Source organism: Myxococcus sp. CA005, assembly GCF_006518205.1.
Lineage (GTDB): Bacteria > Myxococcota > Myxococcia > Myxococcales > Myxococcaceae > Myxococcus > Myxococcus xanthus.
Map to the genome: position 1 here is coordinate 1 of NZ_SRLV01000052.1, position 26,784 is coordinate 26,784.

A 26,784-nucleotide genomic window follows, 5' to 3' on the forward strand; every position below is an offset into this window, starting at 1 on the left:
GGGTGGGAGCTGTTCGGCTCGGTGGTGGTGGGGCTGGTGCTGGCCGTGGGCATGCTCGTCTACATGCGCGGCGTGAAGCAGGAGCTGCCGCTGTTCCTGGTGGGCCTGTGCTTCGCCGCGGCGGAAGGGGGCACGCGCCTGCACCTGTCCCCGCTGTTGGTGTCGCTGGCGGCGGGGGCGCTCATCGCGAACCTGGATGAGCACGCGGGCGAGCGCATCCACAACGCCATCCAACAGGCGGGGCTGCCAGTGTTCGCGCTCTTCTTCGCCGCGGCGGGCGCGGGGCTGAAGCTGGACTCCCTGCTGACGGTGGGGCCGGCGGCGATGTTGCTGGTCGCGCTGCGCGGCGTGGCCATCTGGCTCTCCTGCCGCCGCTTCGCCCCAGCGGACGACCCGCGGCTCAAGCGCTACCTGTGGATGGGACTCATCTCCCAGGCGGGCGTGACGTTTGGCCTGGCGGCCCTGGTGTCCAGGACATTTCCGACCTTTGGCCCCCAGGTGGAGGTGCTCATCGTCGCCATGATTACCGCCCACGAGCTGGTGGGGCCGGTCCTCACCCGGCGCGCCTTGGCGGCCTCCGGGGAGATCCGCGCGGACGACGCGCAGGGAACGGCATAGGCTGTCAGGCATCCACACCTTCAGCAGCAGTCACAGGAGGCACGGAGGACATCATGGCCGCACCCATCCTCGAGGTGGACACGGAGCACCCATCACCCCGCCACATCCAGCGAGCGGTGGAGGTGCTGGAGCGCGGCGGCCTGCTGGCCTACCCGACGGACACGTACTTCGGGCTCGGCTGCGACTTGAGCTCCAAGAAGGGCATCGAGCGGCTGTACCAGCTCAAGGGACGCGACAAGAAGAAGCCCCTGTCCTTTCTCTGCCCCGACCTGTCGGACGTGGCGCGCTACGCGCACGTGAGCAACTTCGCGTACCGGACCATGAAGAGCCTCACTCCGGGTGCGTTCACCTTCATCCTGGAAGCGACGCGTCTGGTGCCGGACCTGATGATGTCCAAGCAGAAGCAGGTGGGCATCCGGGTGCCGGACTCCGCGCTCGTTCGCGAGCTGACCCGAGCCCTGGGCCGCCCTCTGGTGACGACCTCCGCGACCAATACGGAGGGTGAGCCCCTCACGGACGCAAAGGATATCAAGGCCGATCTGGGACACGGCCTGGACCTCATCCTTGACGGGGGCGTGACGCTCAATGAACCGTCGACCGTGATTTCACTCATCGGCGATTCACTTGAAATCCTCCGGCAGGGGAAGGGTAGGCTGGAGGACTAGAACCCGAGAATAGGGGGATTTCTTGGCACAGGGGGGAACACGGCCGAGCTCCGTGGATGCACCGGAGCAGGTCCCAGGGCTGCTCAAGTTATTGCTGTTGCTGCTGTTCCGGCCGGTGGACCTGCACTACCGGCTGCGAGCCGCGGGCATCCGCGTTCCGGGCGCACGGCTGGGGACGTTGTGTCGCGAGCAGTCCGAGGGAGACCAGGCCACGGCCGTCTATGTCCGGCGCATGCTGCTGGTGCTGCTCGTCGGCGCGCCGGTGGTGACGCAGGTGCTGGGCCTGGCGCTCATGACGGCGGGCCTGCCGCTGGAGCGCGGCTGGGTGTTGTCGGCGCTGTTCTGCTCGGCGGTGGGACTGCTGGTGGCGCAGGTGTTGGGGCTGGCCGCGGGCGTCCTGCTGGGCTCGCTGTCCAGTCTGGCCACGCTGGTGGGACTGCACGCCACGGCCGCGGATGCCTTCGGGCCGGAGCTGGGTGGAGTGGCGGGCATGGTGGTGGGCGTGTGCCTGGGGAGCGTGGCCGGGTTGGCGTGTGGGAGCATCAGCGGCATCGCCATTGGCCGGGGCCCCTCCGTGGTGAGGGTCCAGATGGCGGCCATCCTCGCCAGCCTGACGCCGATGCTGCTCTGGAGTGGGACGACGAATGCGTCCTACGCCGGCGCGGTGGCCGCCAGTGCGTTGGTGGCCTTCCTGGTGAGTGCGTTCCGGCTGCCGCTCTATGCGCTGGAGGTGCTGGCGTCCGCGGTGGCGTATGCCGTGGAGCGCTGGACGGGGCGGCCCACGCTGGGCTGGGTGCCGGTGCGTCACCACAACCTCAGCTATCTGCCGCATCCCTTCCTGGGGCGGCATCTGGCGCTGGCGGTGCGCTCGCGGCCGGCGGAGGTGCTGGCGGTGGCGGATGCCTGCCTGCGCTCGCCGGGGAACATCGTGGTGGGCTGGCCGTGGGTGGTGCAGGCGCTGGAGTCGGCGTCACCGGAGGGGGCGAGGGAGCCCCGGGCCTGAGCCGCTGAGTTGCCTCGCCGCGCGCCTCCGGTAGCCTGCGCGGCGATGGAAGGACTGCTCGACGCGTTCATCGCCTTCATCCGCGCGGAGCGCGGACTGTCCGGCAAGACGGTGGACGCCTACGCCGCGGACATCAACGTGTACTTCGAGGACCTGCGCTCCCGCGGCGTCTCAGACGTGACGCAGGCGCGGCAGGAGGACGTGTCCGCGCACCTGTCCGCGCTGGGCAAGCGGGGCTTGGGCAAGCGCAGCCAGGCCCGTCACCTGGCGGCCCTGCGCGGCTTCCACCGGTTCCTCGTCGCCGAGCGCATGGCGGACAAGGATCCGACGGAGGACCTGGACACGCCCCGCTCAGCCCGGAAGCTGCCGTCGTTCCTCACCCTGGAAGAGGTGGAGCAGCTCTTGGCGGCCCCGGACGAGCGCACGTCCACGGGCGTGCGTGACAAGGCCATGCTGGAGGTGCTGTACGCCACCGGCCTCCGCGTGAGTGAGCTGTGTGGGCTGGGCATCAACGACGTGCAGCTCACGGCGGGCTATCTGGTGGCGAAGGGCAAGGGCGCCAAGGAGCGGCTCGTCCCGCTGGGGAGCGTGGCCATCGAGAAGGTCCAGGCATACCTGGCGGAGTCCCGGCCGGCGGTGCTGGGGCGGCGCAAGTCCCAGGCGTTGTTCGTCACGCCACGAGGCTCTGGCTTCACGCGGCAGGGCTTCTGGAAGCTGCTCAAGCGGTACGCGCTGAAGGCGGGCATCTTGAAGCCGCTGTCTCCCCACAAGCTGCGGCATTCGTTCGCCACGCACCTGGTGGAGCGTGGCGCGGACCTGCGCGCCGTCCAGCAGATGCTGGGGCACGCGGACCTCGCCACGACGCAAATCTATACCCACGTGAACGCCGCCCGGCTGCGGTCCGTGTACGACGAGTTCCACCCGCGCAGCGATGTCTTCGTCCCCAAGGCGAAGAAGGCGCGGGCCGCCGCGCGATAGGGGTGGCAGCCCGGAGCCTCGGCGTCGTGGATGGAACGTTCCGTCCGCTGGCGCTCAGCTCCCCACGCCGTGGATGGGGAGGCCGAACGGGTCCGTGTGGGCCCGTCGGGGTCCGCTCCCTGGCAGCGGGGCTACGCGAATCAGCCCGGACGCCATCAGTCGGTGCACGGAGCGGGACGCGGCGAGCTCGCCCATGGCCGCTGTGCGCAGGGCCTGCCGGATGCTTCGGCTGCCGCGCAGCTTCGAGTACAGGTACAGGTCATCCGCCGTCAGGTCGGGCGGGGTGGGGCGCGGAATCGGCTCGAACACCAGGCGCCCGTCGAGCGCGAAGAGCTCGTCACTGAGGGCCAGCGTCAGGCGGATCTCCGCCTCGCGGTACAGGGCGTGGGCTTCGGGGACGGGGCCTTGCTCCAGGATTTGCGCGGCCAGGGCGACGGCATGGTCATACTGGCCGGCTTCCAGGAAGCGCTTCACCAGTGTGAGCAGCTCCTCCAACTCGGCGGCTTCACCCAATCGGGGGCCGAGGGCCTTGCGCGGGGCCAGGGCCCCCCGCCGGTACAGGTGAAGCACCCAGCGCGCGGCGAAGAGCGGGGCCTCCCGGGCGCTCGCCAGCAGCTCTCCCAGCGTGGCGCCGCTCGCCGCCAGGTCCAGCAGGACGTCCTCTTCCTCCGAATACGTCTCCACGGCGAACTCGCGGAAGACGCGGAACGTCGTGTCCATCCGAGGGAAGATGTCGCGGAACATGCTCCACTCGCGCTGCCGCGACACCGCGTCACGGTGCAGGGTGGACAGCGACAGCTTGAGCCCAATCGCCCGGGCTGAGGGCGGCAGGCCAGGGGTGAACCCCACCTCGCCGGACTCCCAGGCGTAGCAGTCGAACAGGGACTCGCGCGCCTTGTGCTCCAGGGCCTCGATGAGGCGGGGCAGCTCCACGAAGCAGCGCTGGACCAGGAAGGTGCCGTAGGGCATGCCCGCACCCTCGGCCGCTTCGAAGGCCGCCGCGGCGCGGGGGGCGTCCAGGATGCGGAGGTTCACCAGGATTTGGGCCAGGTGCTCGCGCGGGTCGTTGGAGCTCTCGCCCACCAGGTAGCCGTCCTTGACGTGGAAGCAGCGCCGCACCGCGCCACGCTCCACGCTCAGCACCCCTTCAACCCCGGGCGCGCTGAACAGCGGCGGCATCACCAACTGCAAGCGATAGTTGGCGAGACTTCCGTTGAATGGCTCCATACAGGTGCTTCCTCCAAGGTGGGTTGCCCGCGTGAGGAACCCCCAGGGTACCGGCGCACCCCACTGTGATTCAATTGCAAGTACTTGAATTTGCTCGGGATTTCCTGATGGGGCGCAAAGTTCCAGGGAGAGTCCGTCTTGACTTCGGATACTGAACGGGCGCAGGACACGGGCAACGGACGGTTGCAGGGCCGCGTCGGGTGTGCGAACGAGCCCCGTCCGATTCCCGATTCCGCCCAACCGAATCAGAGCGAGTCCATGCGAATTCTTTCAGGAGTGCAGTCGTCCGGCAGGCTGCACATCGGCAACTACTACGGCGCGCTCCGCCAGTTCGTGCAGCTCCAGGATGAAGGCGAGGGGTACTACTTCATCGCCAACCTGCACGCGCTCACCACCGTGAGGGATCCCAAGGCCGCGCTGGCGCTGACGCGCGAGGCCGCCATGGCCTACCTGTCGCTGGGGTTGGATCCGAAGAAGGCCGTGCTCTTCCGGCAGAGCGACGTGCGTGAGGTGCTGGAGCTGTACTGGATTCTGGGCACCGTGACGCCGCACGCGCACCTGGAGCGGGCCCACAGCTACAAGGACAAGGTGGCCAAGGGCATCAGCCCGGACTTCGGCCTCTTCGCCTACCCGGTACTGATGGCCGCCGACATCCTGCTCTACAGCGCGGACTTCGTCCCGGTGGGCAAGGACCAGATTCAGCACATCGAGTTCGCGCGCGACTGGGCGGTGAAGTTCAACACCCAGTACGTGCCCGGCTACGACCCGGCCGATCCGGAAGGCAAGGAGCGGGGCCATGCGCCCGGCATCCTCAAGCTGCCCGCGGCGCGCATCCAGGAGACCACCCAGACGGTGCCCGGCGTCGACGGACAGAAGATGTCCAAGTCCTACGGGAACACCATCGAGCTCTTCGGGGACGAGAAGGAAATCAAGAAGCGGATCATGTCCATCAAGACGGACTCGACGCCGGTGGACGCGCCCAAGCCGCTGCCCACGCAGTCGCCGCCGCCCGGGCTCGTCAGCGATGCGCCGCTCTACGACTTGCTGAAGCTGATGCTTCCCGAGTCCGAGTTCGCCGAGGTGGACGCCACCTGGAGGGCGGGCGGGAAGGGCTACGGCGACTACAAGAAGAAGCTCCTGGAGGCCTACCATGCGGCCTTTGGCCCGGCCCGTCAGCGGTACGCCGAACTGGCGGCCGACCCGGGCGAGGTGGAGCGCATCCTCCAGGACGGCGCCAGCCGGGCCAGGGCCGAGGCGAGCCGCCTCATGGACCGGGTCCGCAAGGCCGTGGGAGTCCCATGAGTCCGTGTGCCTGAACGGGCTTTCACTGCCGATTGTTTGACCCTCCTGGGGGGCACTGGTATGGGTGTGTGTCCTCCAGGCTCGTGCCCGCTGCCTAAGAAAGTCGGGCCCTTACGCGATGACGCGCCCCCACCCACACCGTTGACGCCATCCAGGACATCCGGTGAGTGAGGACCGTCGCTCGCCGACCGATGAGGCCCCTCGGGAAGGGGAGTTGCCGCGGAGTCCTGGCGACAACTTCCGCATCGCGTTGCCCAATTTCGAAGGTCCGCTGGACCTGCTGCTCCATCTCATCAAGGAGCATCGGGTCGACATCTTCGACATTCCGCTGGCGCTGATTACGGAGAAGTACCTCGAGCACCTGGAGCGGATGCGGGAGATCAACCTCGACATCGCCGGGGAGTTCCTGGTGATGGCCTCCACCCTGGCGCACCTCAAGAGCCGCATGCTGCTGCCCCGGCAGGACGTCGCCTCGGCGCAGGAGGGGGCGGAGGTGCTCGCGGTCGCCGAGGAGACCGAGGACCCACGCGCGGAACTGGTGCGGCGCCTGCTGGAGTACCAGAAGTACAAGGACGCCGCTGAACAGCTCGCCACGCAGGACCTGCTCGGCCGCGACGTCTTCGCCCGCAACGTCCCGGTGGAGGCGGTGCCCATCCCCGAGGAGGAGGTGGGCCTCCAGGAGTTCAGCGTCCTCAAGCTGGTGGAGGCGCTCGACCGGGTGCTGGAGCGGTTGCAGCCCAAACTGCAGCACGAGGTGGTCCGGGAGCGCGTGACGCTGTCCGAGGCCATCCTCCGCGTAGTAGAGCGCCTGCGCCCGCATGGACAGGTTCTGTTCGAGAGCTTGTTCACGGAAGAGGAAACCCCGTCGCGACAGGAGGTGGTCATCACCTTCCTGGCCATCCTGGAGATGGTGAAGCGGCGGCTCATCCGGGTGGTGCAGGACGAGCCGCTGGGGCCCATCTTGCTGCTGCCCAACGGGGACGCGCTGGAGAAGCTGGCTCCCACGGAGGTCGACGACAGTGACTACCGGTAGCAACGGACCGCAGGACGAGACTCCCGAACCGGGCACGCCCGGTGGCCCCGGCCCGTTCTCCGAAGAGGAAATCGCTGCTGTCACGGGCCCCGGCCCGGCGGATGAGCTGGACGAGTTGGAAGCGGCCTCCATCGAGGAGGACTCGGACGAGGCGCCTCCGGATCTGGAGACGTCGTTCGAGAAGCTCCTCTCCAAGAGCCGCAAGCTGTCCACGGACCGCATCCGCACCGTCATCGAGAGCGTGCTCTTCGTGGCGGAGCGGCCGCTGTCGGTGGACGAGCTGTACATGGCCACCGGCATCGAGCGGGAGCTCATCGCCGAGGCCCTCAACCAACTCTCCGGCATTCACCGCGACGGCATCAGCGGCATCGTGCTGTATGAGGTGGCGGGCGGGTGGCAGTTCCGGACGGACCCGCATTCGGGTGAATATGTCCGGCGTTACCTGCGGGTGAAGCCACAGCGGCTGACCCGGGCGGCGGTGGAGACGCTGGCCATCATCGCGTACCGGCAGCCGGTGACCCGGCCAGAAATCGAGGACATCCGCGGCGTGGACTGCGGCGCGGTCATCAAGGCGTTGATGGACCGCAAGCTGGTGAAGATCCTGGGCAAGCGTGAAGAAGTGGGGCGGCCCATCCTCTATGGGACGTCGCGCGAGTTCCTGGAGTTCTTCGCACTGAAGGACCTGTCGGCCCTGCCCACGCTGCGTGAGTTCCACGAGCTGACGCAGGAGCACCGAGAGATCGTCGAGAAGGAAGACAAGCCGGCGCCCCCGGCTGCGGGGACGGTGGAAGCGCTGTCGGACCCGGCATTCACGAAGCGGATGGAGAAGAGCGCGGCGGCCAGTGAAGCCGCGCTGGAGGACCTGGAAGAGGCCATGGCGGCCGCGGACCGGACACAAAAGGTCAGCTCCAGCGTCCTGGACACGACGCCCCCGGAACCCGAGACGGGTGATACGACGGGGCCCAAGCCCGAGTGACGGGCAGCATGGAAGAAGGATGGTATGGCGGCCGAACGACTACAGAAGTACCTGGCCCGCGCGGGAGTTGCTTCGCGCCGGCATGCAGAAGAGCTGATTACCGCGGGCCGCGTCGCGGTGAACAACAAGACGGTGACGGAGCTGGGCAGCCGGGTGGAGCCCGGCACCGACCTGGTGACGGTGGACGGGACGCTGGTCACGCCTCCGGATGAATCCTCCTACTTCCTGCTCTACAAGCCCGTGGGCGTCGTGACGACGCTGTCGGATCCGCAGGGCCGGCCCACGGTGGCCAACTACGTGGAAGAGACGGGCAAGCGCCTGTTCCCGGTCGGCCGTCTGGACTACGACGCCGAGGGCGCGCTGCTGTTCACGGATGATGGGGCGCTGGCGCACAAGCTGACGCACCCCAGCTTCCAGGTGCCGCGCACCTACCTGGCGAAGGTGAAGGGCGCTCCGGACACGGCCACGCTGGACAAGTTGCGCGGCGGCGTGCGGCTCGAAGACGGCATGGCCACGCCGGTGTCGGTGAGCGTATTCGAGGCGGCGGAGCGGAACACCTGGCTGAAGATTGTCGTGGCGGAAGGACGTCCGCACCTCATTAAGCGGCTGTGCGCGGCGGTGGGGCACCCGGTGGTGCGTCTGTTCCGTCCGTCCTACGCCGGCGTGGGCGTGGAAGGCCTGCGCCCCGGCGAGCTGCGCCCGCTCAAGACGAGCGAGGTGGAGCTGCTGAACGCGGTGTCGGATGGCAAGGCCGCGCCGCCGACGGGGGAGCTGAGGCTGCCTCCGCGCCGGCATGGCCGGGCGGCTCCGGGCTTCGACTCTGACGATGAGGCGGAGCTGTCCATGGATGATGATGCGCCCGTGGCCGCCAAGCCCGCGCGCAAGGCGCCGGCCCGTGCGGCCAAAACCGCGACCGTGGGTGGTTCGAGCCTGGCGCGTTTCGGTCGGCCCAAGGGGGCTTCGGCCGAGGGCAAGCCCGCGCGCCGTTCGTTCGGTGGCGATGAGGGCGCGCCGCGTGGCCGTTCCTTCGGCGGTGACAAGGCTGGCGCTCCGCGTGGCCGCTCCTTCGGTGGTGACGAGGGCGCGCCGCGTGGCCGCTCCTTCGGCGGTGACAAGGCTGGCGCTCCGCGTGGCCGTTCCTTCGGTGGTGACGAGGGCAGGCCCGCGCGCCGTTCCTTCGGCAGTGACGAGGGCAAGCCCGCGCGCCGCTCCTTCGGCAGTGACGAGGGCAGGCCCGCGCGTCGTTCCTTCGGCGGTGACGAGGGCAAGCCCGCGCGCCGCTCCTTCGGCAGTGACGAGGGCAGGCCCGCGCGTCGTTCCTTCGGCGGTGACAAGGCAGGCTCGCCGCGTGGCCGTTCCTTCGGCAGTGACGAGGGCAGGCCCGCGCGCCGTTCCTTCGGCGGTGACGAGGGTAAGCCCGCGCGCCGCTCCTTCGGTGGTGACGAGGGCAGGCCTGCACGCCGCTCCTTCGGTGGTGACGAGGGAAGGCCCGCACGCCGTTCGTTCGGTGGCGATGATGGCGCACCGCGCGGCCGTTCCTTCGGCGGTGACAAGGCAGGTGCTCCTCGCAGCCGTGGTGCGGGCCGGTCCTTCGGCGGTGACGAGGGCGGACCCGCGCGCCGCTCCTTCGGCGGTGATGCGGGCAGCGGTCCGCGTAGCCGCGACACGGGCGCACGCGGTGCGGGTCGCGCATTCGGTGGTGCTGGCGGCGCCCGTCGCTCGTTTGGCGGTGACGAGGGCGGAGCCCCCAAGAGCCGTGGCGCGGGTCGTCCGGAGCGCCGTGAGTGGAGCGCGGGCGGAGACGCCGCGCCGCGGACTCGCGCACCGCGCGCGGGTGGCGAAGGCCGTCCGGAGCGCAAGTCGTGGGGTGCTGGCGCCGGCGCCAGCCGTGCCCCGCGGGGTGAAGGCCGTCCGTACTCGCCCCGTTCCGGAGGAGCGGGTGCTGGCCGCCCGGAGCGCCGTGAGTGGAAGCCTCGCGCCGAAGGGGCAGACGCTCCGCGTGGCCGGGGTGGTCCTCGCCGTGAGGGCTCCGAGGGCGGACGCCCCGCACGCAGCACCTGGACGCCCACCGACGAAAGCGGGAATCCCCGTGAACGCGTCGTCCGGGCCGGGGCTCGCAAGGGCCCTCCCGCCGAGAAGTCCGGCGGATTCCAGGACTGGGGCAAGAAGAAGGAGCGGGCGAGCGCCCCGAGCTGGAGCAATGAGCGTCCCCGAGGCGGCGCGGGCCGGCCTCCTCCCCGGGGGCCTCGCCGTCCGCGTTGATACATGACGCGGTGGATTGGGCGGGAATCGAGGGGGATTGATATAACGGGCGCCAACTCCTACACCGGAGACCGATGCGAACCGGCGCGCGCCCCCTCATTCTCGCACTTGCCCTGCTTCTCGGCTGCAACGGCAGCAGGGACCAGCTTCTCGCGGACCTCCAGAGTCCTCGTCCGGAGGTCCGCGCTCTCGCGGTGAAGAAGCTGGCCGGGCAGGGCAACCCGGATGACCTCGTCCTCTTCACCCGCGCGGCGAAGGACTTCGCCGCCATCGTCCGGGCCGAGGCCGCCGTGGCGCTGGGAGAGAGCCAGGACGCCCGCGTCGTGGACCTCCTGGGCGAACTGCTCGAGGACCAGGACGAAGAGGTCCAGGGCCGCGCCGCCATGGCGCTGTCCAAGGTGAACAACGAAAAGGCCAAGGCGTACCTCACGCTCCAGTACGGACGGCGGGGCCGGGCCACGCGTCAGGTCATCGTCCAGGCCCTGAAGAACGCCAACGTTCCGGGGGCCATGGCGGAGGTGGTCGCCGCTGAGGCCCGCTCCCAGTGGGACCGCAACCAGCTCGCGCTGACCGAAGGCGCGCTGCCCGAGCGCGTGGGCGCCGCCGAGGAGCTGGGCAAGAGCGGCCGTCCCGACGCCGTCAACCGGCTGCTGCCCTTGGTTCGCGACAGCCAGGTCATCCTCGCCGCCGCCGCCGTGCGCGGGCTGGGTGACGCCGGCGACAAGCGCGCGGTGAGCCCCATCGCGTTGCTGTTGGAGGAGAACTTCCCGGAACTGCGCGAGTCCGCCATCCACGCGCTGATGAAGCTTCAGGATCCGGTGGCCACGCAGCGCCTCCAGTTGGTGGCGGTGGAGAAGAGCGCCGTCAGTCCGCTGGCCATCGACGCCATCGTGTCCTTCCCCCGGACGCCGCAGACGGATGCTTCGCTGTGCGCCATCGTCATGGAGGGCGCACCGGCGGAGGCGCTCGTCGCGGGCCGGAGCATGCGCACACGCGGCGGCTGTTCGGTGGACACCATTGGCGAGCGGCTGGCACGTCCGGCCACGGCCGCCAGTGGCCTCCAGGCCGTCGAGGGGCTGGGACCCGCGGCGCTGCCGCTGCTCGGCAAGGTGGTGCCGTGGCTGAGCCATTCGGACGCCACGCTGCGCCTGCTCGCGGTGGAGGCCGTGGCGGAGGTGGGGGATGCCTCCGTGGTGCCCGCGTTGCAGAAGCTCTACGAGCAGGAGGTCAAGGGACTGGAGGCGCTGCGCGCCGACTGGGTGACCCAAGCGCTCCCGGAGAAGTTCGGCGTGGGGTTCGACCCTTCGACCATGCCGCCCACCCCGTCGACACCTGGCCTGAAGGATGAGCGGCCGTCGCGGCACGCGGACCTGCTGGGGCGGGTGAAGGAGCTCAATGCCGCCCGGGTGCGTGAGTCCGGGCGGGACGTGGTGCGGCACCGTGTGCCCACCGAGCTGTATGACGACGTGGCGCCGGAGCGGCTGGTGCCGCTGGCGACGCTGCTGCGCGCGTTGGGGGCGCTGAAGGCGCCCGGCGCCCTGGAACTGCTCACCGGCTACACCCAGGACTCCAGCGCCGCGCTGCGCGTGGCGGCCCTGGTGGGGCTGGCGCGGCTGGGCCCCGAGGGCGTCAACGTGGCCAAGGCCGGGCTCGTCGAGCCGGACCGCGACCTGCAGAAGGCCCTGGCCCAAGTGCTGGCGGAGGCCGGCGAGGCGGGGCAGGCCGCGCTCATCGAGATGCTGCCGAAGATGGGGAGCGAGAAGCTGCTGGTGTTGGATGCGCTCACGCGCGCCGGCGCCGTGCCGGGCTCCGCTTCCACGCAGCTCCAGGCCGTGGTGCGCGAAGGTGGACCGGAAGCGGCGCTCGCGGCGGCCCTGCTGGGACGGATTCAGGCGAAGGACGCCGTGCCCACGCTGGTGAAGGCGCTGGACGAGCCCAACAGCGTGGCCCGCCGCGACGTGCTGCTGGCGCTGGGGAGCATCGGCGACGCGCAGGCGGCGGACGCGGTGGCCAAGGACCTGTTCCACGACCTGCCCGAGATTCGCGCCGCGGCGGCTTCGTCGCTCCGGAAGCTGGGCAGCGCCGCGCATGCGGACCAGTTGGAGGCCCTCAAGGCGGACTACTTCCGGACGGTGCGTGAGGCCGCGGGCGCGGCACCGGCGTCCGCGAGCACCGCGTCGGAGGGCGCTCCCTGATGGAGTTGCGCAAGCTCAAGGACAAGGCGTCCGAGGCATTCACCAAGGGACGCTTTTCCAAGGCGGCGGAGCTCTACGAGGACTACTGCCGGGCCGAGCCCAAGGACCATCAGTCACGCCTGCGCTCCGGGGATGCCTGGGTGAAGGCGGGGCAACGGGACCGGGCCATCTCGGCGTATCAATCCGCCGCGGAAGGCTTCGCGCGCGAGGGGTTCCTTCCGCGCGCCATCGCCGCGAGCAAGCTCATCCTCGAGCTGGACCCCGCGCACCGTGGCGTGCAGCAGATGCTCGCGGACCTGTACGCGCGCCGGGGAACGCCCATGGGCGCACGTGCCCGGGGCCCGATGAGCAGCGCGTCGTCCGTGACGGTGAAGACGTCCTCCGAGCCTGCTGGGGCGTCGCGTCTGCCCGAGGCAGTGCGCGCGGCCGTCGCCGCCATTGATTTGGGGGAGAGGGGGGAGGGTGCTTCGCCAGCCCCGTTGGCGGCTGGTGGTCCCGCGGTGGACCTGTCTGCGGAGCTGCCTCCAGAGCTGTCGTTGTCCACCAACGCGTCCACGCGTGGCACCGAAGAAGTCGTCCACTCGGTCGAGGTAGGACTGGCGTCGGAAGAGGGGACCGCTGGCGTGGAGTTGACGCTGGACGTGGAGCCCGTCGTGGCAGGGACGCTGGTGGACGACGCGTGTGGAACCGATTCGATGACGTCCGAATTGGCCACGTCTGTCGAGGCATCCACGATCGTGGCGGCCTCAATCCCGCCCGCGATGGCCCTCCGTGAGCCAGAAGCGCCGCCGCTCGCGACCCGGATTCCCGCGGTTCAACCCGGAGGCGCGCGTCCGGCGACGAGTGCGTTGCCGCCAGGACTGGCACCGCGCGCGTCGCAGCGGCTGCCCGCGGTGGGCGCTGCTCGCGCGCCCGAACCCGCGCCGTCCGCACCGCCACGGTCCGTCTCGAACAGCGGCCGCTGGCAAGCCCTGTCGTCGCCCATCACCACGCAGGCAGCGCCCGCAGCTTCTGAAGCCGCGGCCGCCTCCGCGCCCCCAGGACTGCGGGCGCGCCGTGCCGACCCACCGGTCCCCGCGGGCGCCACCGCGCTCCCGGGCCACGACCTGTCACCCGCGCTGGGCGCCTCCTTCCGGACGGCGGCGAGTCCGTCCTCCTTCACCGAGTTGGAGCTGGAAGCCGACTCCCTGTTGCACGCGGTGGAGCTGGCCGCGCAGGCGGGCTTGGATCGGCAAGGCCTGGGGGCCACGTCCATCAGCGACGGCCTCGAGGAGGAGCTCTACAGCCTGACGGAGGAGGTCCCTCCCGACGCGGGTTCCCTGGACGCGCTGCCCACGATTCCGCTCTTCTCGGACCTGCCTCGCGACGCCTTCATCGAGCTGTTCGAGCGCTGCCCGCTGCGGCGCTTCGGCCCGGACGAGCGAATCATCGACCAGGGCAGCCACGGCGATGCTTTCTACGTCATCTGCGAGGGCGCGGTGCGCGTCTTCCGGACGGAGGAGGGCCAGCGCCAGGACATCGCGACGCTCGAAGGAGGCACCTTCTTCGGAGAGATGGCCCTGCTGTCCGGCGCGGCGCGCACGGCCTCGGTGGAGTCCGCGTCCGACGACACCCAGCTCCTGGAGATCTCCGCCAGCGTGCTCGCCGAGCTCTCGGGAAGCCACCCGCAGGTGGCCCAGGCCCTGAAGAAGTTCTGCCGTCAGCGCATGCTGACGAACGTGATGAACACGTCGGAGCTGTTCCGCCTCTTCGGGCGAAAGGACCGGCGCGCGCTCGTGGAGCGCTTCCGCTCCCGGGACGTGGAGCGTGACACCGTCATCATCCGTGACGGCGACCCGACGGACGGCCTCTATGTGGTCCTGTCCGGCGAGGTGGAGGTGCGCAAGGACGGCCACCTGCTGACGCAGCTCCGGGAAGGGGACGTGTTCGGAGAGATTTCCCTGCTCCAGAAGACGCCTGCCACCGCGACCGTCACCGCCACCCGGCACACCACGCTGCTGCGGTTGCCGCGCGCCGACTTCGACGCGCTCATCTCCAGCCACCCGCAAATCCTGGCCCTGATCTCCGACCTGAGCGACGAACGGCTCCGGCGCACGCAGCGCGTGCTGACCGAAGCCGGCGTCGAGGAAGACCTCATCCTCGTCTGACGTCAGCGCACCTTGGCGAGGTAGTCGTCTCGCGTCACCAGGCCGCGCGTCTCCAGGAGCTCCAGCATGGCCCGCAGCGAGCGGGCCTGCTGGGCCACCATCCGCTCCAGCCCCGCCACCTGCTGCGTCAGCTCCTCCACGCGCTGGGTGAGCTCCGTCTCACGGCCGGGCTGCGCCAGGGTCGCCGAGGCCGCGCGCACGGCCATCGACACGGGAGCGCTTTCGGCCGGGGGCGCCAGCTCGAAGGTGGGCTCGTCCATGCCGAAGGACAGCGGGGTCGCCGTCGTGGAGGTGACCTCCCCGTGGTAGTGGCGGCGGATGGCGCGCTCGATGGACGAGGCGCTCGAGACGACCACCTGGAGGCGCTGGCCACAGTGGAAGGCCAACTCCTGGAACGCCTCCACGTTGGTGGGGTCGGCGGTGGCGACGGTGAGCGTCTTCGTGGCCGGATCCGCGGCGATGGGGAAGACGGTGTAGCGCTCGGCGATGTCCGCCCGGAGCGCCTGCAGCACCACCGCGGACGCTGCGTGCTGCTCCAGATCCACCGTGGGAATGGCGAGCTGCCGCGACAGGGCGTGGACCATGGAGCTTTCGTCCACGTACCCCATCTGCACCAGGGTGAGGCCCAGCTTGCCGCCCCATTTGCGTTGTTCCGCGAGGGCGGAGCGGAGCTGGGTTTCCGAGAGGAGCCCGGCGTCCATGAGAATCTCCCCAAGCCGGCGCTTGCGGCCAGGGAGCGAGACAGAGGGTGTGACAGGCGGCTGTTTCACGGCTGTGAAGCATAGCAGCCAGTCAGGCACGACCGCAGACCAGCCAACACCCAGGAGGCCGGGGAGGAGCGTGAGGGACGGGAATGGGGTAGAACAGTCCCTACATGACGCGACGGATACTGCCGTTTCTCGCACTGCTGCTGGCTTCGGGCTGTGCATCGCAGCGCCTGGCTGGCGCGGACCTGGACCGCGTCCGGCGTCCGGCCTTCATCTCCCGCATCGAGGACGGGGCCGGCCCCAAGAGCCACGTGTTCCGCGAGGACTCGGCGTACCGGAACAAGCTCAAGAAGTTGGAGCCGGTGGAGGCGGACCGGCGGCTGACGGTGAAGCTGCTTCAAGCCGTCACGCGCTTCGAGATCTCCGAGCGCCTCCGGGTCACCACGTTGTCGCAACTGCCGCGTGAGTTCCCGTGGACGCACGTGGTGGACCCCGCGCGGGTGGCCTCGGTGCTGGAGAGCTTCCTGGTGGAGGAGGTGCCGGCCAACGCGCCAGACTACGACCTGGTGGCGTCGCTGGGCGCGGACACCATCGTCGAGTTCGTCATCCAGGACTACGGCATGCGCAGCGATGACGGCCGCGCGGGCGCGTACCTGCGAGGCTATGGCCGCATGTTCACCCTGGACGGGCGCACGGAGGTGTGGCGCCGGCCGTTCGCCATGGACCAGGTGGCCGAGGGCAAGGAGCACCTGGACCCGTTCAAGGTGGGCAAGGACCCGTCACTCTTCCGCGCGGCGATGACGTCCATGCTGGACGAGGTGGCGCGAATGTTCGTGAAGGACCTGACGCCCACCGACCGCGCCGGCGCGCCGCCGCCCCGGGCTTCCGCGGCGGCTTCGGACGTGGTTCCCGGCAAGGCGGGCGCCCCGGCTCCGGCACCCGAGGCGACGAAGCCTCCGGAAGACGAGCTGGCGCCCGGCGAGCTGCCGGACCCCGACCCCTGAGTCACACGGCCTGATTCAGAACAGCGCGTGCTCCACCAGGAGCACGCTCAGCCCCACGACGAAGCTGACGAGCGTCACCGGGAGGCCCACGCGGAGGAAGCGGAGGAAGCTCATGTTGACCTTCCCGCGCGCGGCCTCGAACACGATGAGGTTGGCCACGCTTCCCACCAGCGTGAGGTTGCCCGCCAGCGTGGAGCCCAGCGCGAGCACGTGCCAGCCCAGCTCCACGTCGTGCAGCGTGGGCACCCACGTCCGCGCCAGCATGACGAAGGGCACGTTGCTGAACAGGTTGGACGCCACCAGCGTCAGCCCCGCGAAGCCCAGCGTCTCCCTAAGGGGCGGACCCGCCATGAGGGGCTCGAACAGGACGCGGATGTCCTCCGCGTAGCCGTGCTTGTTCACGCCATAGACGACCACGAACAGGCTCGCGAAGAAGAGCAGCAGCACCCAGTCCACGCGCTCCAGCGCCTCGCGTGGCTCGCGGCGCGCCAGGGCCATCACCAGGGCCGCGCCGGCCAGGGCGCTCCAGCTCATGGGCAGCCCGGCGAAGAAGGCCACGACAACCCCGGATAGCACCGTCAAGGTGAGCACCAACAGGCCCCGGTCCACGGGCGGAGGTGGAGGGTTGGGCTCGAATTGCTTCACGGGCAGGTCATGCCGGAACAGATACAGGAGTCCGGCGGCGACCACCGCTGTGGAGAGCAGGGCAGGCAGGGCCATGTACGCCGCGAAGCTGGCGTAGGACAGCCCGGAGGCGCCCTGGATGAGCATGTTCTGCGGGTTGCCGGTGAAGGTCGCCACCGAGCCGCTGTTGCTGCCCATGCACACCGCGAGCAGGTACGGAGCCGGCGGCAGGCGCGCGTCCTCCACGGTGGCCAGCACCAGGGGCGTGAGCATCAAACACACGGTGTCATTCACCAGGAACGCGGACAGCGCGGCCGAAATGAACGTCACGGCGAGCAGCAACCGCCGGGGCGTGTGCGCCCTGCGCACGGCCCACGCGCCCGCGGTGCGGAAGAAGGACGCCTGGGACATGTACGCCGCCAGCAGCATCATCCCCAGCAGGAGGACGATGGTGTCCGCGTCGATGGCGTGACGGTTCGCGTCGGCGCTGTGGTTGAAGACCTCGGCCGGAGTGACGACGCCGAAGACGACCATCAGCACGGCCCCCAGCAGCGCGCCCCCGGGGCGGTCCAGCTTCAGGTACGGAAGGCGCGCACCGGCGATGAAGACGTAGGTGAACAGGAAGATGGCGAGGGCCACGGCGCGGCACACTAGTGGAGTGCCCGCACGTCCGCCTCTGCGCGTATTGGCTGGAGCTCAAACCAATGAGGTGCGCTCCCGCGTTGTTTGCCTCGGTATACGTCTGTACAGTGCCCGGCCCATGAAGCCAGAGAAGGAACCGGGCGCTTTCGGAGGGGCCCGTCGCACGCCGTGGAACGCGCCTCGCGGGTTGGACTCCGTGCTGGAGGGGTGGCGGTCGGACCGGCAGCTCCGCTCCTGCTTCGTCCTGGATGAGGCCACCCCCGCGCGGGCGGGCGTCTTCGCGCCCATACCGGAAGAGGTGGCGCCCCAGGTGCGCGACGCGCTCGAGAAGCGGGGCATCCAGCAGCTCTTCTCGCACCAGGCGGAGGCGTACCGGCTGGCTCGGGCGGGCCAGAGCCTGGTCATCGCCACGCCCACCGCCTCCGGCAAGAGCCTTTGTTACAACCTGCCGCTGCTGGACCGCTTCGCGCGGGAGCCCCAGGCGCGGGCGCTGTACCTGTTTCCCACCAAGGCCCTGTCCAGAGATCAGGAAGAGTCCCTGCGCGCGCTGATGCGCGAGGCGGGCTTGTCCCATGGCGCCATCACCTTCGATGGTGACACGCCGGCGGATGCGCGCCGGGCCGCGCGGGAGCGCAGCGGCGTGCTGCTCACCAACCCGGACATGCTGCACACGGGCATCCTTCCGCATCACGCGAGCTGGGCGCGCCTGTTCTCCAATCTGCGCTACGTCGTCATCGACGAGCTGCACACGTACCGGGGCGTCTTCGGCTCTCACCTGGCCAACGTGCTGCGCAGGCTCCAGCGCGTGGCGCGCTTCCACGGCGCGGACCCGGTGTTCGTCGCGGCGTCGGCCACCATTGGCAATCCGGAGGCCCACGCGAGGCGGATGCTCGGGCGGGACGTGACGCTGGTGTCGGAGAGCGGGGCGCCTTCCGGCGAGCGCCGCGTCATGGTGTTCAACCCGCCCGTGGTGAACGCGGAGCTGGGCATCCGGGCCAGCTATCTCAAGACGGCGGTGCGGCTGACGGCCGACTTGGTACGCGCGGGCGTGTCGACGCTGCTCTTCGGACAGTCGCGCAACAACATCGAGGTGATGCTCAAGTACCTCCGCGACCGCTTCGTCGAGGAGAAGTTGGATCCGTCCCTCATCCAGGGCTACCGCGGTGGGTATCTACCGGGCACGCGGCGCGCCACGGAGGCGGCGCTGCGGGCGGGTGAAGTCCGCTGCGTGGTGGCCACCAACGCGCTGGAGCTGGGCATCGACATCGGCTCGCTGGACGCGGTGGTGTGCGCGGGCTACCCGGGTTCGGTGGCGGCGCTGATGCAGCGATTCGGCCGGGCAGGGCGGCGCGGTGAGGGGAGCCTGGCGCTCCTGGTGACGTCGAGCGCGCCGCTGGACCAGTACCTCGCCGGCGACCCGCGCTTCCTCGTGGGCTCGCCGGTGGAGCACGCGCGCATCGACCCGGACAACGTGGAGATCCTGGTCCAGCACCTCAAGTGCGCGTCCTTCGAATTGCCGTTCGAGGAGGGAGAGCCCTTCGGGGACGTACCGCCGGAGTCCACCACGGAGGCGCTCGGGTTCCTCGCGCAGCACGAGGTGGTGCACCCCACCGTGGGCGAGGCGGGTCGTCGCGTGTTCCACTGGTCCACGGATGCCTATCCGGCCAACCACGTGTCACTGCGCAGCGTCGGCTGGGACAACGTGGTCATCATCGAGAAGGGGACGGACCGGACGCTGGCGGAGATGGACTTCCGTTCGGCGCACACGATGCTGCACGAGCAGGCCATCTACCAACACGAGGCCGAGCAGTATCAGGTCGAGCGCTTCGACTACGAGAACCACAAGGCCTTCGTGCGGAAGGTGGCGCCGGACTACTTCACCGACGCGATGACCTACGTGCGCGTGCACGTCATCCAGGAGGACCAGGCCGCGCCCATGGGCCCGGACCTTCAGGCGGGCATGGGCGAGGTGAGCGTCATCGAGAAGGTCGTGGGGTACAAGAAGATCAAGTACCACACGCATGAGAACGTCGGTTACGGCGACGTGGCGTTGCCGGAGATGCAGATGCACACCACGGCGCTCTGGCTGACGGTGCCGGAGACGGTGGTGCGCGCCATGCGGGCGCCGCGACCGGCGGTCATCGACGCACTGCGCGGCCTGACCACGGCGCTGCGCACGGTGGCGTGCGTGGGGTTGATGATCGACCCTCGGGATATCGGCAAGACACTGGGGAGCCGGGATGACGCGGAGGGGCCGCCACGCAAGGATGGTGGCGTGGGCTTCGACCCGACGCTGTTCTTGTACGACAACGTGCCCGGCGGAGTGGGGCTGGCGGCGCGGCTGTACGACCAGCGGGACGAGCTGCTGAGCCGTGCGCGCCGACTGCTGGAGTCGTGCGCGTGCGAGGATGGCTGTCCGGCGTGTATCGGCCCTGCCGCGGGGGCGATGCCGGGACAAGCGCCCGTGGACCCGCATCCGCGCAAGCGACTGGCGCTCGAAGTGCTATCGGCGCTGGGCATCGCGGGAATGCAGTAACCGGGAGGCGCGGCCGTGGACCTCAAGCGCAAGCTGGCGCGCCTGACGAGCGTGGGCCCCGGGGGCAAGTCACCCCCGAAGCCCCCCGTGGCGGAGCCACAGGCCGAGCCCGCCGCGCGCGCTGATTCCATGCCCGCGCCTGCGGCCGAAGCGGGCGTACCCGACGCGCTCGCCGCGCAGTTGGCGAAGTTGGTTCAAGCCCGGCGCATGGAAGCGCCGTCCACGCCCGCCGGCGCGGAATCGCAGGTCGCCCGCGCGGAGGGCACGGTGGAGGCCGCGGCAGCACGCCCCGTCACGGCTTCGCCTCCAGCCGCCCCCCGAGATCCCCGCATCGACAGCCTGCGCCGGATGCTGTCGGACTGGTCGGAGCGTCAGGGTCTGGCCGCCGCGCGCCGGGGCACGCCACCGCCAGCCCCCCCTGGCCCGCTGCCCGTGGAGTCCCGTGCCACGGCCCACGGCACGGTCCACATCTCCGAGCGCATCCTCTCCCCGGAACACCACCACGGCTCCGCGCCTCTCGCCGCGGCCCTGGACGTGGAGGGCCCCCTGGTCGCCAGCCTCGCGCTGCACGCGGACCTGGCGGGCGTGGACTTCCAACGGATGCTCTTCCTGGACACGGAGACCACCGGGCTCGCGGGAGGAACGGGCACCGTGCCATTCCTCGTGGGGCTGGCATGGTTCGAGGGCCGCTCGCTCAAGGTGCACCAGCTCTTCCTGCGGCGCCTGGGAGAAGAGGCCCCCATGTTGCGCTCGCTCGCCGAGCGCATGGCCGCGTCCTCCTGCCTCGTCACCTTCAACGGCAAGAGCTTCGACTGGCCGCTCCTGCGGACGCGCTTCGTCCTCAACCGCGTCCCCGCACCCGTGGAGCTGCCCCACCTGGACCTGCTCCACTGCGCCCGCCGCGTCTTCAAGCACCGGGGCGCCGGCACGCGACTGGTCCACTTGGAAGACCAGGTCCTCGGCTTCCGGCGCGTCGACGACGTGGACGGCTCGCTGATTCCCGACCTGTACTTCCGCTACCTGCGCGGCGGAGACGGCTCGGCGCTGACGCCCGTGCTGGAGCACAACGTCAACGACCTCCTCCTCCTGGCGGCCCTGCTCGGTGAGCTGGTCCGCCGCTTCCGAGCAGGGGGCGCAGACGCCTCCGTGCCCCGGGACGCGGACCCTCGCGACCTGCTCGGCTTCGCGGGCGTGGCGCTCCGGGCCCGCGACTACGCGCGCGCCCAGGCCTTCGCTCGGGCCGCCGCGGCGGGGGACACCGGCGCCGTGGGCATCGAAGCCCTGGCCCTGGCCTCCCGGCTGTCACGCAAGGCGGGTGACGCCTCGACCGCTGCGGCGCACCTGCACCAGGCACTGAAGACCGCCCAGGGCTTCCAGGCCGCGACGCTGCACCTCCAACTCACCAAGCTGTACGAGCATGGCCTCAAGGACCTCGCGCGGGCGCTGCACCACGCGAAGCTGGCCTCGGCGGCGGAGCTGCCCGTGGACCACCACCGCCGAATCCTTCGCCTGGAGACGCGCCTGGCCCGGAGCACCCGAGCGGCCTCGCTGGACCTGGGAATGGGGAGCCCTCGCTCAGGAACCTGACGATTCTGGGCTTCCGCACCACTGGAATCGGACAGTCGATCCGGGCGGGACGCTCGCCTCATTGTCAGACAGGCACATGATTGAGGCACACGCCACGGCCGTGCGCTATGAGGGCCCCATGAAAATTACCAAGGACAGCGTCGTCTCCATCGATTTCCGCCTCCACCTCGGCGACGGCAAGGCCGTGGACGAGAGCGAGCCGGGGGAGCCGCTCGTCTATCTGCAGGGGCACGAGGAAATCGTCCCGGGCCTGGAAAAGGCGCTTGAGGGCAAGTCGCGTGGTGACACCCTCCAGGTGACGGTGGGTCCCGACGAGGGCTACGGCGACTATGACCCGGAAGGCATCGAGGAAGTCCCGAAGACGGAGTTCCCGGAGGGCCTGGAGCTGGTGGCGGGCGGCGTGCTCAGCGCCACCGACCCGGACGGGGACGAGGTGGACTTCTTCATCAAGGAAGTGAAGGCCGACTCCGTGCTGGTGGACTTCAACCACCCGCTGGCCGGCAAGACGCTGCACTTCGAGGTCACCGTGCGGGACGTCCGCGCCGCGACGGCCGAGGAGCTGGAGCACGGCCACGCCCACGGGCCCCACGACTCTCACTGATTCGGACGGGCGCCTTCGCGGGCCCCTCCTTGCTTCGACGCCGGGCGTCCCCAAGACAGGACGCCCGGCGGAAGTCCTCCGCCTAGCCGCCCAGGAAGTCGGACGTGAAGGCGAAGGCGCCCATCATGTAGGGCAGGGCGCCGCCACGGTTCGGGTGGTTCAGGTACCACGCGAAGTTCAGCAGGATCGTCGGCCGGTTGAACGACGAGCCCTCGCGCGTGTTCAGGGCGTACGCCAAGATGGGGCCGATGCGCGTGTGGCTGTTGTCCACGTTCTGCGCTCCGCCCGAGCCATTCTCGTAGCGCGGCCACACTCCGCTGAAGCGGGCCCCCAGCGTGAGCTGGGGCGTCGTCAGCATCATCAGGTCGGTGTCATTGGTGAACACCCAGCCCCGGCCGGGGATGAGCGTGTCCAGCAGCGCGTCGTAGAAGGACGCACCGTTGCCCTCGCGCAGCGCCACGTTCCAGTACTCGATGGACGCCTTGCTCCGCACCACGAACGAGCCGAAGCGCGCCTGGAGCGTGGGCTCCACCATGTAGTGGTGACCGGAGGTGCTGTACGCGGCGTCCTCCGTCAAGTCGCGCGCGTCGTCGGAGAAGTCCAGCATCGGGTTGTTGTACGACTGGAGGAACCCGAAGGTGCCGAAGTACCGGACGTACTCATAGGTCGCCCGCAGGTTGAAGATGGCCAGCGGCTGAATCTCGAAGACGGGGCCAATCTTCACCGAGGCCGGGTTGGCCTTGATGGCGAACGCGCCGTTGACGAAGTTGTCGCGCGTCAACATGGACTCGCCGTCGAACATCCGCTTCTGGAGGATGAGCCGGTTCTGGGTCTCCATGCCCAGCGGGTTCCAACGCAGGAAGTTGATGTTGGCGAAATACAGGCGGGTGTCGGGCCCCAGCGGCGGGAGCGTGGGGGCCGTGGGTGCGTCGGTGGGCTTGGGGGCTGTCTGCGGAGTCGACGGCAGGGCAGCGGCTTCGGGCTCTTCGGCGGCGGCTGGTGCGGAGAATCCCAGGCAAAGTGACAGGGAAAGCACAGACAGCGGTCGACGCAGCGTCATCGAGACACCTTCTCGGGGAGTGACGTGGGGGTGCGGTGTACAGCGGGGTCCTGCTCATCCGCGTAGCGCCGGCTGACATAGAAGCCGAAGGCCGCCGCGGTGAAGTACATGATGAGGCTGTAGATGGCCGGGGGAATGGCCATGGTCGAGTTCGCCAGCAGCGTCGGGCTGAGCGCGATGGCAATCGCAAGCATTCCGTTGTGAATGCCAATCTCCATGCCAATGGCAACCGCTTGCCGCCGGGGCAGGCGCAGCAGGATGGGCACGAAGTAGCCCACCCCGAGGCTCACCAGGTTGAAGGCCAGCGCCGCCGGGCCCACCTGGCGGAAGAAGCTGAGCGCATTCGCGCGCTCCGTGTACACGGACGCTGCAATCACCGCGACGAGGAAGAGGGTGGACAGGATGCGAATGGGCTTGTCCATGCGCTGCGCGACGGCCGCGCTGCGCGAGCGGATGAACATGCCCAGGCTCACCGGCCCCAGCACGATGAGCACCACCTGCACGATCTTCGCGAACTGCATGGGAACCGCGCGGCCCTCGTCCATGAAGTGCGCCAGCGACAGGTTGATGATGAGCGGCAGCGTGACGAGCGACAGCGCGCTGTTCACCGCCGTCAGCGTGATGTTGAGCGCCACGTCACCGCGGGCCAGGTGGCTGAAGAGGTTCGCCGTCGCGCCGCCAGGGGAGGCCGCCAGCAGCATCAGCCCCACCGCCAGCTCCGGCGGTAGACGGAAAGCGTGGGCGATGAGCAGGCACGCCACCGGCAACACCAACATCTGGCTGCCGAGGCCCACCAGGATGGCGCGCGGATAGACAATGACCCGCTTGAAGTCCGCCAGCGTCAGCGTCAGGCCAAGCCCGAGCATGATGACGGCCAGCGCCAGCGGCATGAGTACCGCCGTGAATACATTCGACTGCATTCGCCCCCCGGATGGAGTGTCCAGCGTTGAGCATTAGCGTCGCGCAAGAGGGCGGGGCGCTTCAAGCGTCTCCGCTCTCAAAGGTTGCTAAAAGTGGAGGCTACCCATGACGCCGTATGTCATTGATGCACTGCGGCGCTGCGCATGAGTCGTCTATTCTCATCGTGAACCGACACGGCTCCGCGGTCGGGCGGGACCCGGCAAGGGACCATGCACAGGGCGCCGCTTCCCGAGACACCGGTGCCCGGGTCGATTACGACAGGGGCCATGAGCCGAGTCCTGGATGAGCTGTTGGCGCTCCTTAAACTGGAGAAAATCGAGGAAAATCTGTTTCGTGGCCGGAGTCAAGACCTGGGGTTCCGCCAGCTCTTCGGCGGCCAGGTGCTGGGGCAGGCGTTGTCCGCGGGCAGCCAGACGGTGCCCGCCGGCCGGCATGTCCACTCCCTGCACGGCTACTTCCTGCGCCCGGGCGACGCGACGCTTCCAGTCGTCTACACGGTGGACCGGGTGCGGGACGGCGGCAGCATCACCACGCGCCGCGTCGTGGCCGTGCAGAAGGGCGAGCCCATCCTGACGATGATCGCCTCCTTCCACGGGGACGAAGAGGGCTTTGCCCACCAGGCGCCCATGCCGGAGGTGCCAGGCCCGGAGGCGCTGGCCTCGGAGCAGGAGCTGCTGAGCCGCGTGTCCGCCCGCATCCCGGAAGCCCTGCGGGAGAAGTTCCTGGGGGAGAAGCCGATTGAGATCCGGCCCGTGGCGCCGGAGGATCCGTTCAACCCGGAGGCGCAGGCGCCCATCAAGCACGTGTGGTTCCGGGCCAACGGCGACCTGCCGGAGGATCCGCAGGTGCATCGGTACGTGCTGGCCTACGCGTCCGACTTCAACCTCATCAGCACCGCGCTCCTGCCCCACGCGGCCAGCTTCTTCCAGCCCCGCATCCTGGGCGCCAGCCTGGACCATGCCCTGTGGTTCCACGGAGACCTGAAGGTGAGCGACTGGCTGCTGTACTCCATGGACAGCCCGTGGGCGGGCAACGCGCGCGGCCTGTCGCGCGGCAGCGTCTACACGCGTGACGGCCGGCTGGTGGCCTCGGTGGCCCAGGAAGGGCTGCTGCGCATCCGCAAGCCCACGGCCTGAGAAACGGGGACGACACCCCACACCGGCGTGTGGGGTCGAGCCCCCCGCCGCGCCCTCGGGAATCCACGAGGACTGCAACTCTCCGGAATTCCTGGTGCTTTCAGGGGTGGCACCCTCGTTGCTGAGCAATGCGGCGGCTCAGACAACAAGGACCCCCCCGTGCCGAAATCGAGAACCTGGGAGCTGTCGCGACGCAGCCTGCTGCGGGGTGCCGCGGGAGCGGCGCTTGCATTGCCCTGGCTGGAGGCCATGGCTCCCTCAACGGCACGCGCGCAAGCGTCCGGTGCGAAGCCGCCGCTGCGCTTCGTGGGCATGTTCCACTCCGCGGGCGTCGTCCCGAACCAATGGTTTCCGACGACCGAAGGCGCGAACTACGCGCTGACGCCCACGCTGTCCCCGCTGGCCCCGGTGAAGGATGACGTCCTGGTGCTGAGCGGCATGCGGCTGGGCGCGTGGGACTACTATGAGCGCACGCACGAAGGCGGCTTCTGGATGATGCTCACCGCGTCCGAGCGCATCGTCGCGGGCAGCACGGACTCCATCGATCAGGTGATCGCGCGCGCCACGTCGGCCCAGGTGCGCGTGCCGGCGCTCACGCTGAGCGTGGAGAACAACGGCTACTACAACCCCGGCTACCGCGACGCGAACGGGGATGGCTTCATCGACCCGAAGACGTCGTCCTATGACGACACGCAGGACCATTGCAGCGGCGAGGACCACTGCATGGTGACGTTTTCCCGCGGCCGGCGGCTGCCCAACGTCTACAACCCACGCGTCATCTTCGACCGGCTCTTCGGTTCGCTTCCAGCCGAAGGACCCACGGACGCGGAGCGGCGCCTCTGGATGTACCGGCGCAGCGTGCTTGACCGGATGACGGGCCAGGCGAAGGCGCTCCAGGCGAAGGTGGGCCAGGCGGACAAGCTCCGGCTGGACGAGTACCTCACGGGCATCCGCGAAATCGAGGTCGCCATCCAGAAGGCAGAGCAGGGTGCTCCGGCCGCCGCGTGCACCACGGGCGCCCGGCCCGTGGGCATCCCCATGGATGGCACGGCCTACGCCAACCTGATGTGCGACCTCATCGTGAAGTCCTTCGAGTGCGACGCCACCCGCGTCGCCACGCTGATGCTCGGCATGTGCGTCAGCCCGATGATGTTCACCGTCAACGGCCGGGCCTTCTCCCACCACGGCGATGCCTCCCACCACGGTAACGATCCGGTGAAGCTGGCGGCCAAGGTGGAGATCGACCGGTGGCAGGTGGCCCGCTTCGCGCACCTGGTGCAACGGCTGAAGGCGGTGCCGGAGGGGGAGGGCACGCTGCTCGACAACGTGGCGGTGTTCTACTCGAGCGACATCTCGCACAGTGACTGGCACAACCACTACGACATGCCGGTGCTGCTCGCGGGGCGCGCGGGCGGAGCCATCCGGCCGGGCCGGCACATGCGGGCACAAGGCAAGCGGTGTGGAGACGTGCTGCTCTCCATCCTCCAGGCCTTCGAGATTCCACGAGGCACCTTCGGACCGCTGGCACAGGGACCGCTCGCCGGGCTGGCGTGAGGGGAG

Annotated in this window: 21 protein-coding genes; 16 read left to right on the top strand and 5 right to left on the bottom strand. The window is 69.6% G+C overall.

All coding sequences use genetic code 11. The features are described 5' to 3' along the window. The 4 genes from FMQ63_RS22390 to xerD all read left to right on the top strand — a co-directional run. Positions 1–618, top strand: a 618-nt coding sequence (locus FMQ63_RS22390; protein ID WP_194866443.1) for a cation:proton antiporter, incomplete at its 5' end; no start/stop codon positions are given. 53 nt (positions 619–671) lie between these two features. Then, positions 672–1,283: an L-threonylcarbamoyladenylate synthase gene (locus tag FMQ63_RS22395; RefSeq protein WP_011553858.1), complete on the top strand. Its 612-nt coding sequence runs from the start codon at positions 672–674 to the stop codon at positions 1,281–1,283. 22 nt (positions 1,284–1,305) lie between these two features. Continuing rightward, a complete protein-coding gene (locus tag FMQ63_RS22400) occupies positions 1,306–2,286 on the top strand; it encodes a hypothetical protein (protein ID WP_011553857.1) in 981 nt (326 codons plus the stop codon). 45 nt (positions 2,287–2,331) lie between these two features. Next, positions 2,332–3,264: a site-specific tyrosine recombinase XerD gene (xerD, locus tag FMQ63_RS22405; protein WP_011553856.1), complete on the top strand. Its 933-nt coding sequence runs from the start codon at positions 2,332–2,334 to the stop codon at positions 3,262–3,264. Between the two features lie 54 nt (positions 3,265–3,318). Here the strand turns inward: xerD and FMQ63_RS22410 are convergent, their stop codons facing one another. Next, positions 3,319–4,491: a DUF4388 domain-containing protein gene (locus FMQ63_RS22410; protein WP_011553855.1), complete on the bottom strand. Its 1,173-nt coding sequence runs from the start codon at positions 4,489–4,491 to the stop codon at positions 3,319–3,321. A gap of 258 nt (positions 4,492–4,749) precedes the next feature. On the opposite strand from FMQ63_RS22410, the gene trpS reads away from it, so the two are divergent. The 6 genes from trpS (at position 4,750) to FMQ63_RS22440 (ending at position 14,406) form a co-directional block, all read left to right on the top strand. Continuing rightward, the gene (gene trpS / locus FMQ63_RS22415) at positions 4,750–5,793 is read left to right on the top strand and encodes a tryptophan--tRNA ligase (protein WP_011553854.1); all 1,044 of its coding nucleotides are present in this window, start codon (positions 4,750–4,752) and stop codon (positions 5,791–5,793) included. Positions 5,794–5,956: 163 nt separating this feature from the next. Further along, on the top strand, positions 5,957–6,826 hold the full coding sequence (locus FMQ63_RS22420; RefSeq protein ID WP_011553853.1) for a ScpA family protein: 870 nt from the start codon (positions 5,957–5,959) through the stop codon (positions 6,824–6,826). After that, a complete protein-coding gene (gene scpB, locus FMQ63_RS22425) occupies positions 6,813–7,802 on the top strand; it encodes an SMC-Scp complex subunit ScpB (protein ID WP_011553852.1) in 990 nt (329 codons plus the stop codon). Before FMQ63_RS22420 ends, scpB begins: the two co-directional genes overlap by 14 nt. A gap of 24 nt (positions 7,803–7,826) precedes the next feature. Next, positions 7,827–10,064: a pseudouridine synthase gene (locus tag FMQ63_RS38590; RefSeq protein ID WP_011553851.1), complete on the top strand. Its 2,238-nt coding sequence runs from the start codon at positions 7,827–7,829 to the stop codon at positions 10,062–10,064. A gap of 74 nt (positions 10,065–10,138) precedes the next feature. Next, the gene (locus tag FMQ63_RS22435) at positions 10,139–12,259 is read left to right on the top strand and encodes a HEAT repeat domain-containing protein (protein ID WP_011553850.1); all 2,121 of its coding nucleotides are present in this window, start codon (positions 10,139–10,141) and stop codon (positions 12,257–12,259) included. Beyond that, on the top strand, positions 12,259–14,406 hold the full coding sequence (locus FMQ63_RS22440; protein WP_011553849.1) for a cyclic nucleotide-binding domain-containing protein: 2,148 nt from the start codon (positions 12,259–12,261) through the stop codon (positions 14,404–14,406). Before FMQ63_RS22435 ends, FMQ63_RS22440 begins: the two co-directional genes overlap by 1 nt. A gap of 2 nt (positions 14,407–14,408) precedes the next feature. Here the strand turns inward: FMQ63_RS22440 and FMQ63_RS22445 are convergent, their stop codons facing one another. After that, entirely contained in the window at positions 14,409–15,107 is a 699-nt protein-coding gene (locus FMQ63_RS22445) for a general secretion pathway protein GspE (RefSeq protein ID WP_026114120.1), read from the bottom strand. A 173-nt stretch (positions 15,108–15,280) separates the two neighbouring features. Between FMQ63_RS22445 and FMQ63_RS22450 the strand changes: the two genes are divergently transcribed. Continuing rightward, positions 15,281–16,117: a hypothetical protein gene (locus tag FMQ63_RS22450; protein WP_011553847.1), complete on the top strand. Its 837-nt coding sequence runs from the start codon at positions 15,281–15,283 to the stop codon at positions 16,115–16,117. A 15-nt stretch (positions 16,118–16,132) separates the two neighbouring features. On the opposite strand, the gene FMQ63_RS22455 is transcribed toward FMQ63_RS22450, so the two are convergent. Next, the gene (locus tag FMQ63_RS22455) at positions 16,133–17,380 is read right to left on the bottom strand and encodes an SLC13 family permease (RefSeq protein WP_043612733.1); all 1,248 of its coding nucleotides are present in this window, start codon (positions 17,378–17,380) and stop codon (positions 16,133–16,135) included. Between the two features lie 121 nt (positions 17,381–17,501). Between FMQ63_RS22455 and FMQ63_RS22460 the strand changes: the two genes are divergently transcribed. The 3 genes from FMQ63_RS22460 to FMQ63_RS22470 all read left to right on the top strand — a co-directional run bounded on the left by FMQ63_RS22460 (position 17,502) and on the right by FMQ63_RS22470 (position 22,107). After that, complete coding sequence (locus tag FMQ63_RS22460) at positions 17,502–19,919, top strand: DEAD/DEAH box helicase (protein ID WP_171452306.1); 2,418 nt, start codon at positions 17,502–17,504, stop codon at positions 19,917–19,919. Between the two features lie 15 nt (positions 19,920–19,934). After that, positions 19,935–21,506, top strand: a complete 1,572-nt coding sequence (locus tag FMQ63_RS22465; RefSeq protein WP_011553844.1) for a ribonuclease H-like domain-containing protein — start codon at positions 19,935–19,937, stop codon at positions 21,504–21,506. Positions 21,507–21,624: 118 nt separating this feature from the next. Then, entirely contained in the window at positions 21,625–22,107 is a 483-nt protein-coding gene (locus tag FMQ63_RS22470) for a peptidylprolyl isomerase (protein WP_011553843.1), read from the top strand. An 82-nt stretch (positions 22,108–22,189) separates the two neighbouring features. Here the strand turns inward: FMQ63_RS22470 and FMQ63_RS22475 are convergent, their stop codons facing one another. Next, a complete protein-coding gene (locus FMQ63_RS22475; RefSeq protein ID WP_011553842.1) occupies positions 22,190–23,167 on the bottom strand; it encodes a hypothetical protein in 978 nt (325 codons plus the stop codon). Further along, positions 23,164–24,087, bottom strand: a complete 924-nt coding sequence (locus tag FMQ63_RS22480) for a bile acid:sodium symporter family protein (protein WP_011553841.1) — start codon at positions 24,085–24,087, stop codon at positions 23,164–23,166. Before FMQ63_RS22480 ends, FMQ63_RS22475 begins: the two co-directional genes overlap by 4 nt. A gap of 267 nt (positions 24,088–24,354) precedes the next feature. Here FMQ63_RS22480 and tesB point away from each other — a divergent pair, with 267 nt between their 5' ends. Together tesB and FMQ63_RS22490 are read left to right on the top strand one after the other, a co-directional pair. Then, positions 24,355–25,224 (top strand): acyl-CoA thioesterase II, encoded by an 870-nt coding sequence (tesB, locus tag FMQ63_RS22485; protein ID WP_011553840.1) that lies wholly within the window; start codon positions 24,355–24,357, stop codon positions 25,222–25,224. Positions 25,225–25,383: 159 nt separating this feature from the next. Continuing rightward, a complete protein-coding gene (locus FMQ63_RS22490; protein WP_228556466.1) occupies positions 25,384–26,778 on the top strand; it encodes a DUF1552 domain-containing protein in 1,395 nt (464 codons plus the stop codon). Positions 26,779–26,784 lie beyond the last annotated feature (6 nt).

What these genes read in the sequence shown, in the direction of transcription:
- FMQ63_RS22395 (WP_011553858.1), top strand. Translation starts at nt 672, where the DNA reads ATGGCCGCACCCATCCTCGAGGTGGACACGGAGCACCCATCACCCCGC.
- xerD (WP_011553856.1), top strand. Translation starts at nt 2,332, where the DNA reads ATGGAAGGACTGCTCGACGCGTTCATCGCCTTCATCCGCGCGGAGCGC.
- FMQ63_RS22410 (WP_011553855.1), bottom strand. Translation starts at nt 4,491, where the DNA reads ATGGAGCCATTCAACGGAAGTCTCGCCAACTATCGCTTGCAGTTGGTG.
- trpS (WP_011553854.1), top strand. Translation starts at nt 4,750, where the DNA reads ATGCGAATTCTTTCAGGAGTGCAGTCGTCCGGCAGGCTGCACATCGGC.
- FMQ63_RS38590 (WP_011553851.1), top strand. Translation starts at nt 7,827, where the DNA reads ATGGCGGCCGAACGACTACAGAAGTACCTGGCCCGCGCGGGAGTTGCT.
- FMQ63_RS22435 (WP_011553850.1), top strand. Translation starts at nt 10,139, where the DNA reads ATGCGAACCGGCGCGCGCCCCCTCATTCTCGCACTTGCCCTGCTTCTC.
- FMQ63_RS22440 (WP_011553849.1), top strand. Translation starts at nt 12,259, where the DNA reads ATGGAGTTGCGCAAGCTCAAGGACAAGGCGTCCGAGGCATTCACCAAG.
- FMQ63_RS22445 (WP_026114120.1), bottom strand. Translation starts at nt 15,107, where the DNA reads ATGGACGCCGGGCTCCTCTCGGAAACCCAGCTCCGCTCCGCCCTCGCG.
- FMQ63_RS22450 (WP_011553847.1), top strand. Translation starts at nt 15,281, where the DNA reads ATGACGCGACGGATACTGCCGTTTCTCGCACTGCTGCTGGCTTCGGGC.
- FMQ63_RS22460 (WP_171452306.1), top strand. Translation starts at nt 17,502, where the DNA reads ATGAAGCCAGAGAAGGAACCGGGCGCTTTCGGAGGGGCCCGTCGCACG.
- FMQ63_RS22470 (WP_011553843.1), top strand. Translation starts at nt 21,625, where the DNA reads ATGAAAATTACCAAGGACAGCGTCGTCTCCATCGATTTCCGCCTCCAC.
- FMQ63_RS22475 (WP_011553842.1), bottom strand. Translation starts at nt 23,167, where the DNA reads ATGACGCTGCGTCGACCGCTGTCTGTGCTTTCCCTGTCACTTTGCCTG.
- FMQ63_RS22480 (WP_011553841.1), bottom strand. Translation starts at nt 24,087, where the DNA reads ATGCAGTCGAATGTATTCACGGCGGTACTCATGCCGCTGGCGCTGGCC.
- tesB (WP_011553840.1), top strand. Translation starts at nt 24,355, where the DNA reads ATGAGCCGAGTCCTGGATGAGCTGTTGGCGCTCCTTAAACTGGAGAAA.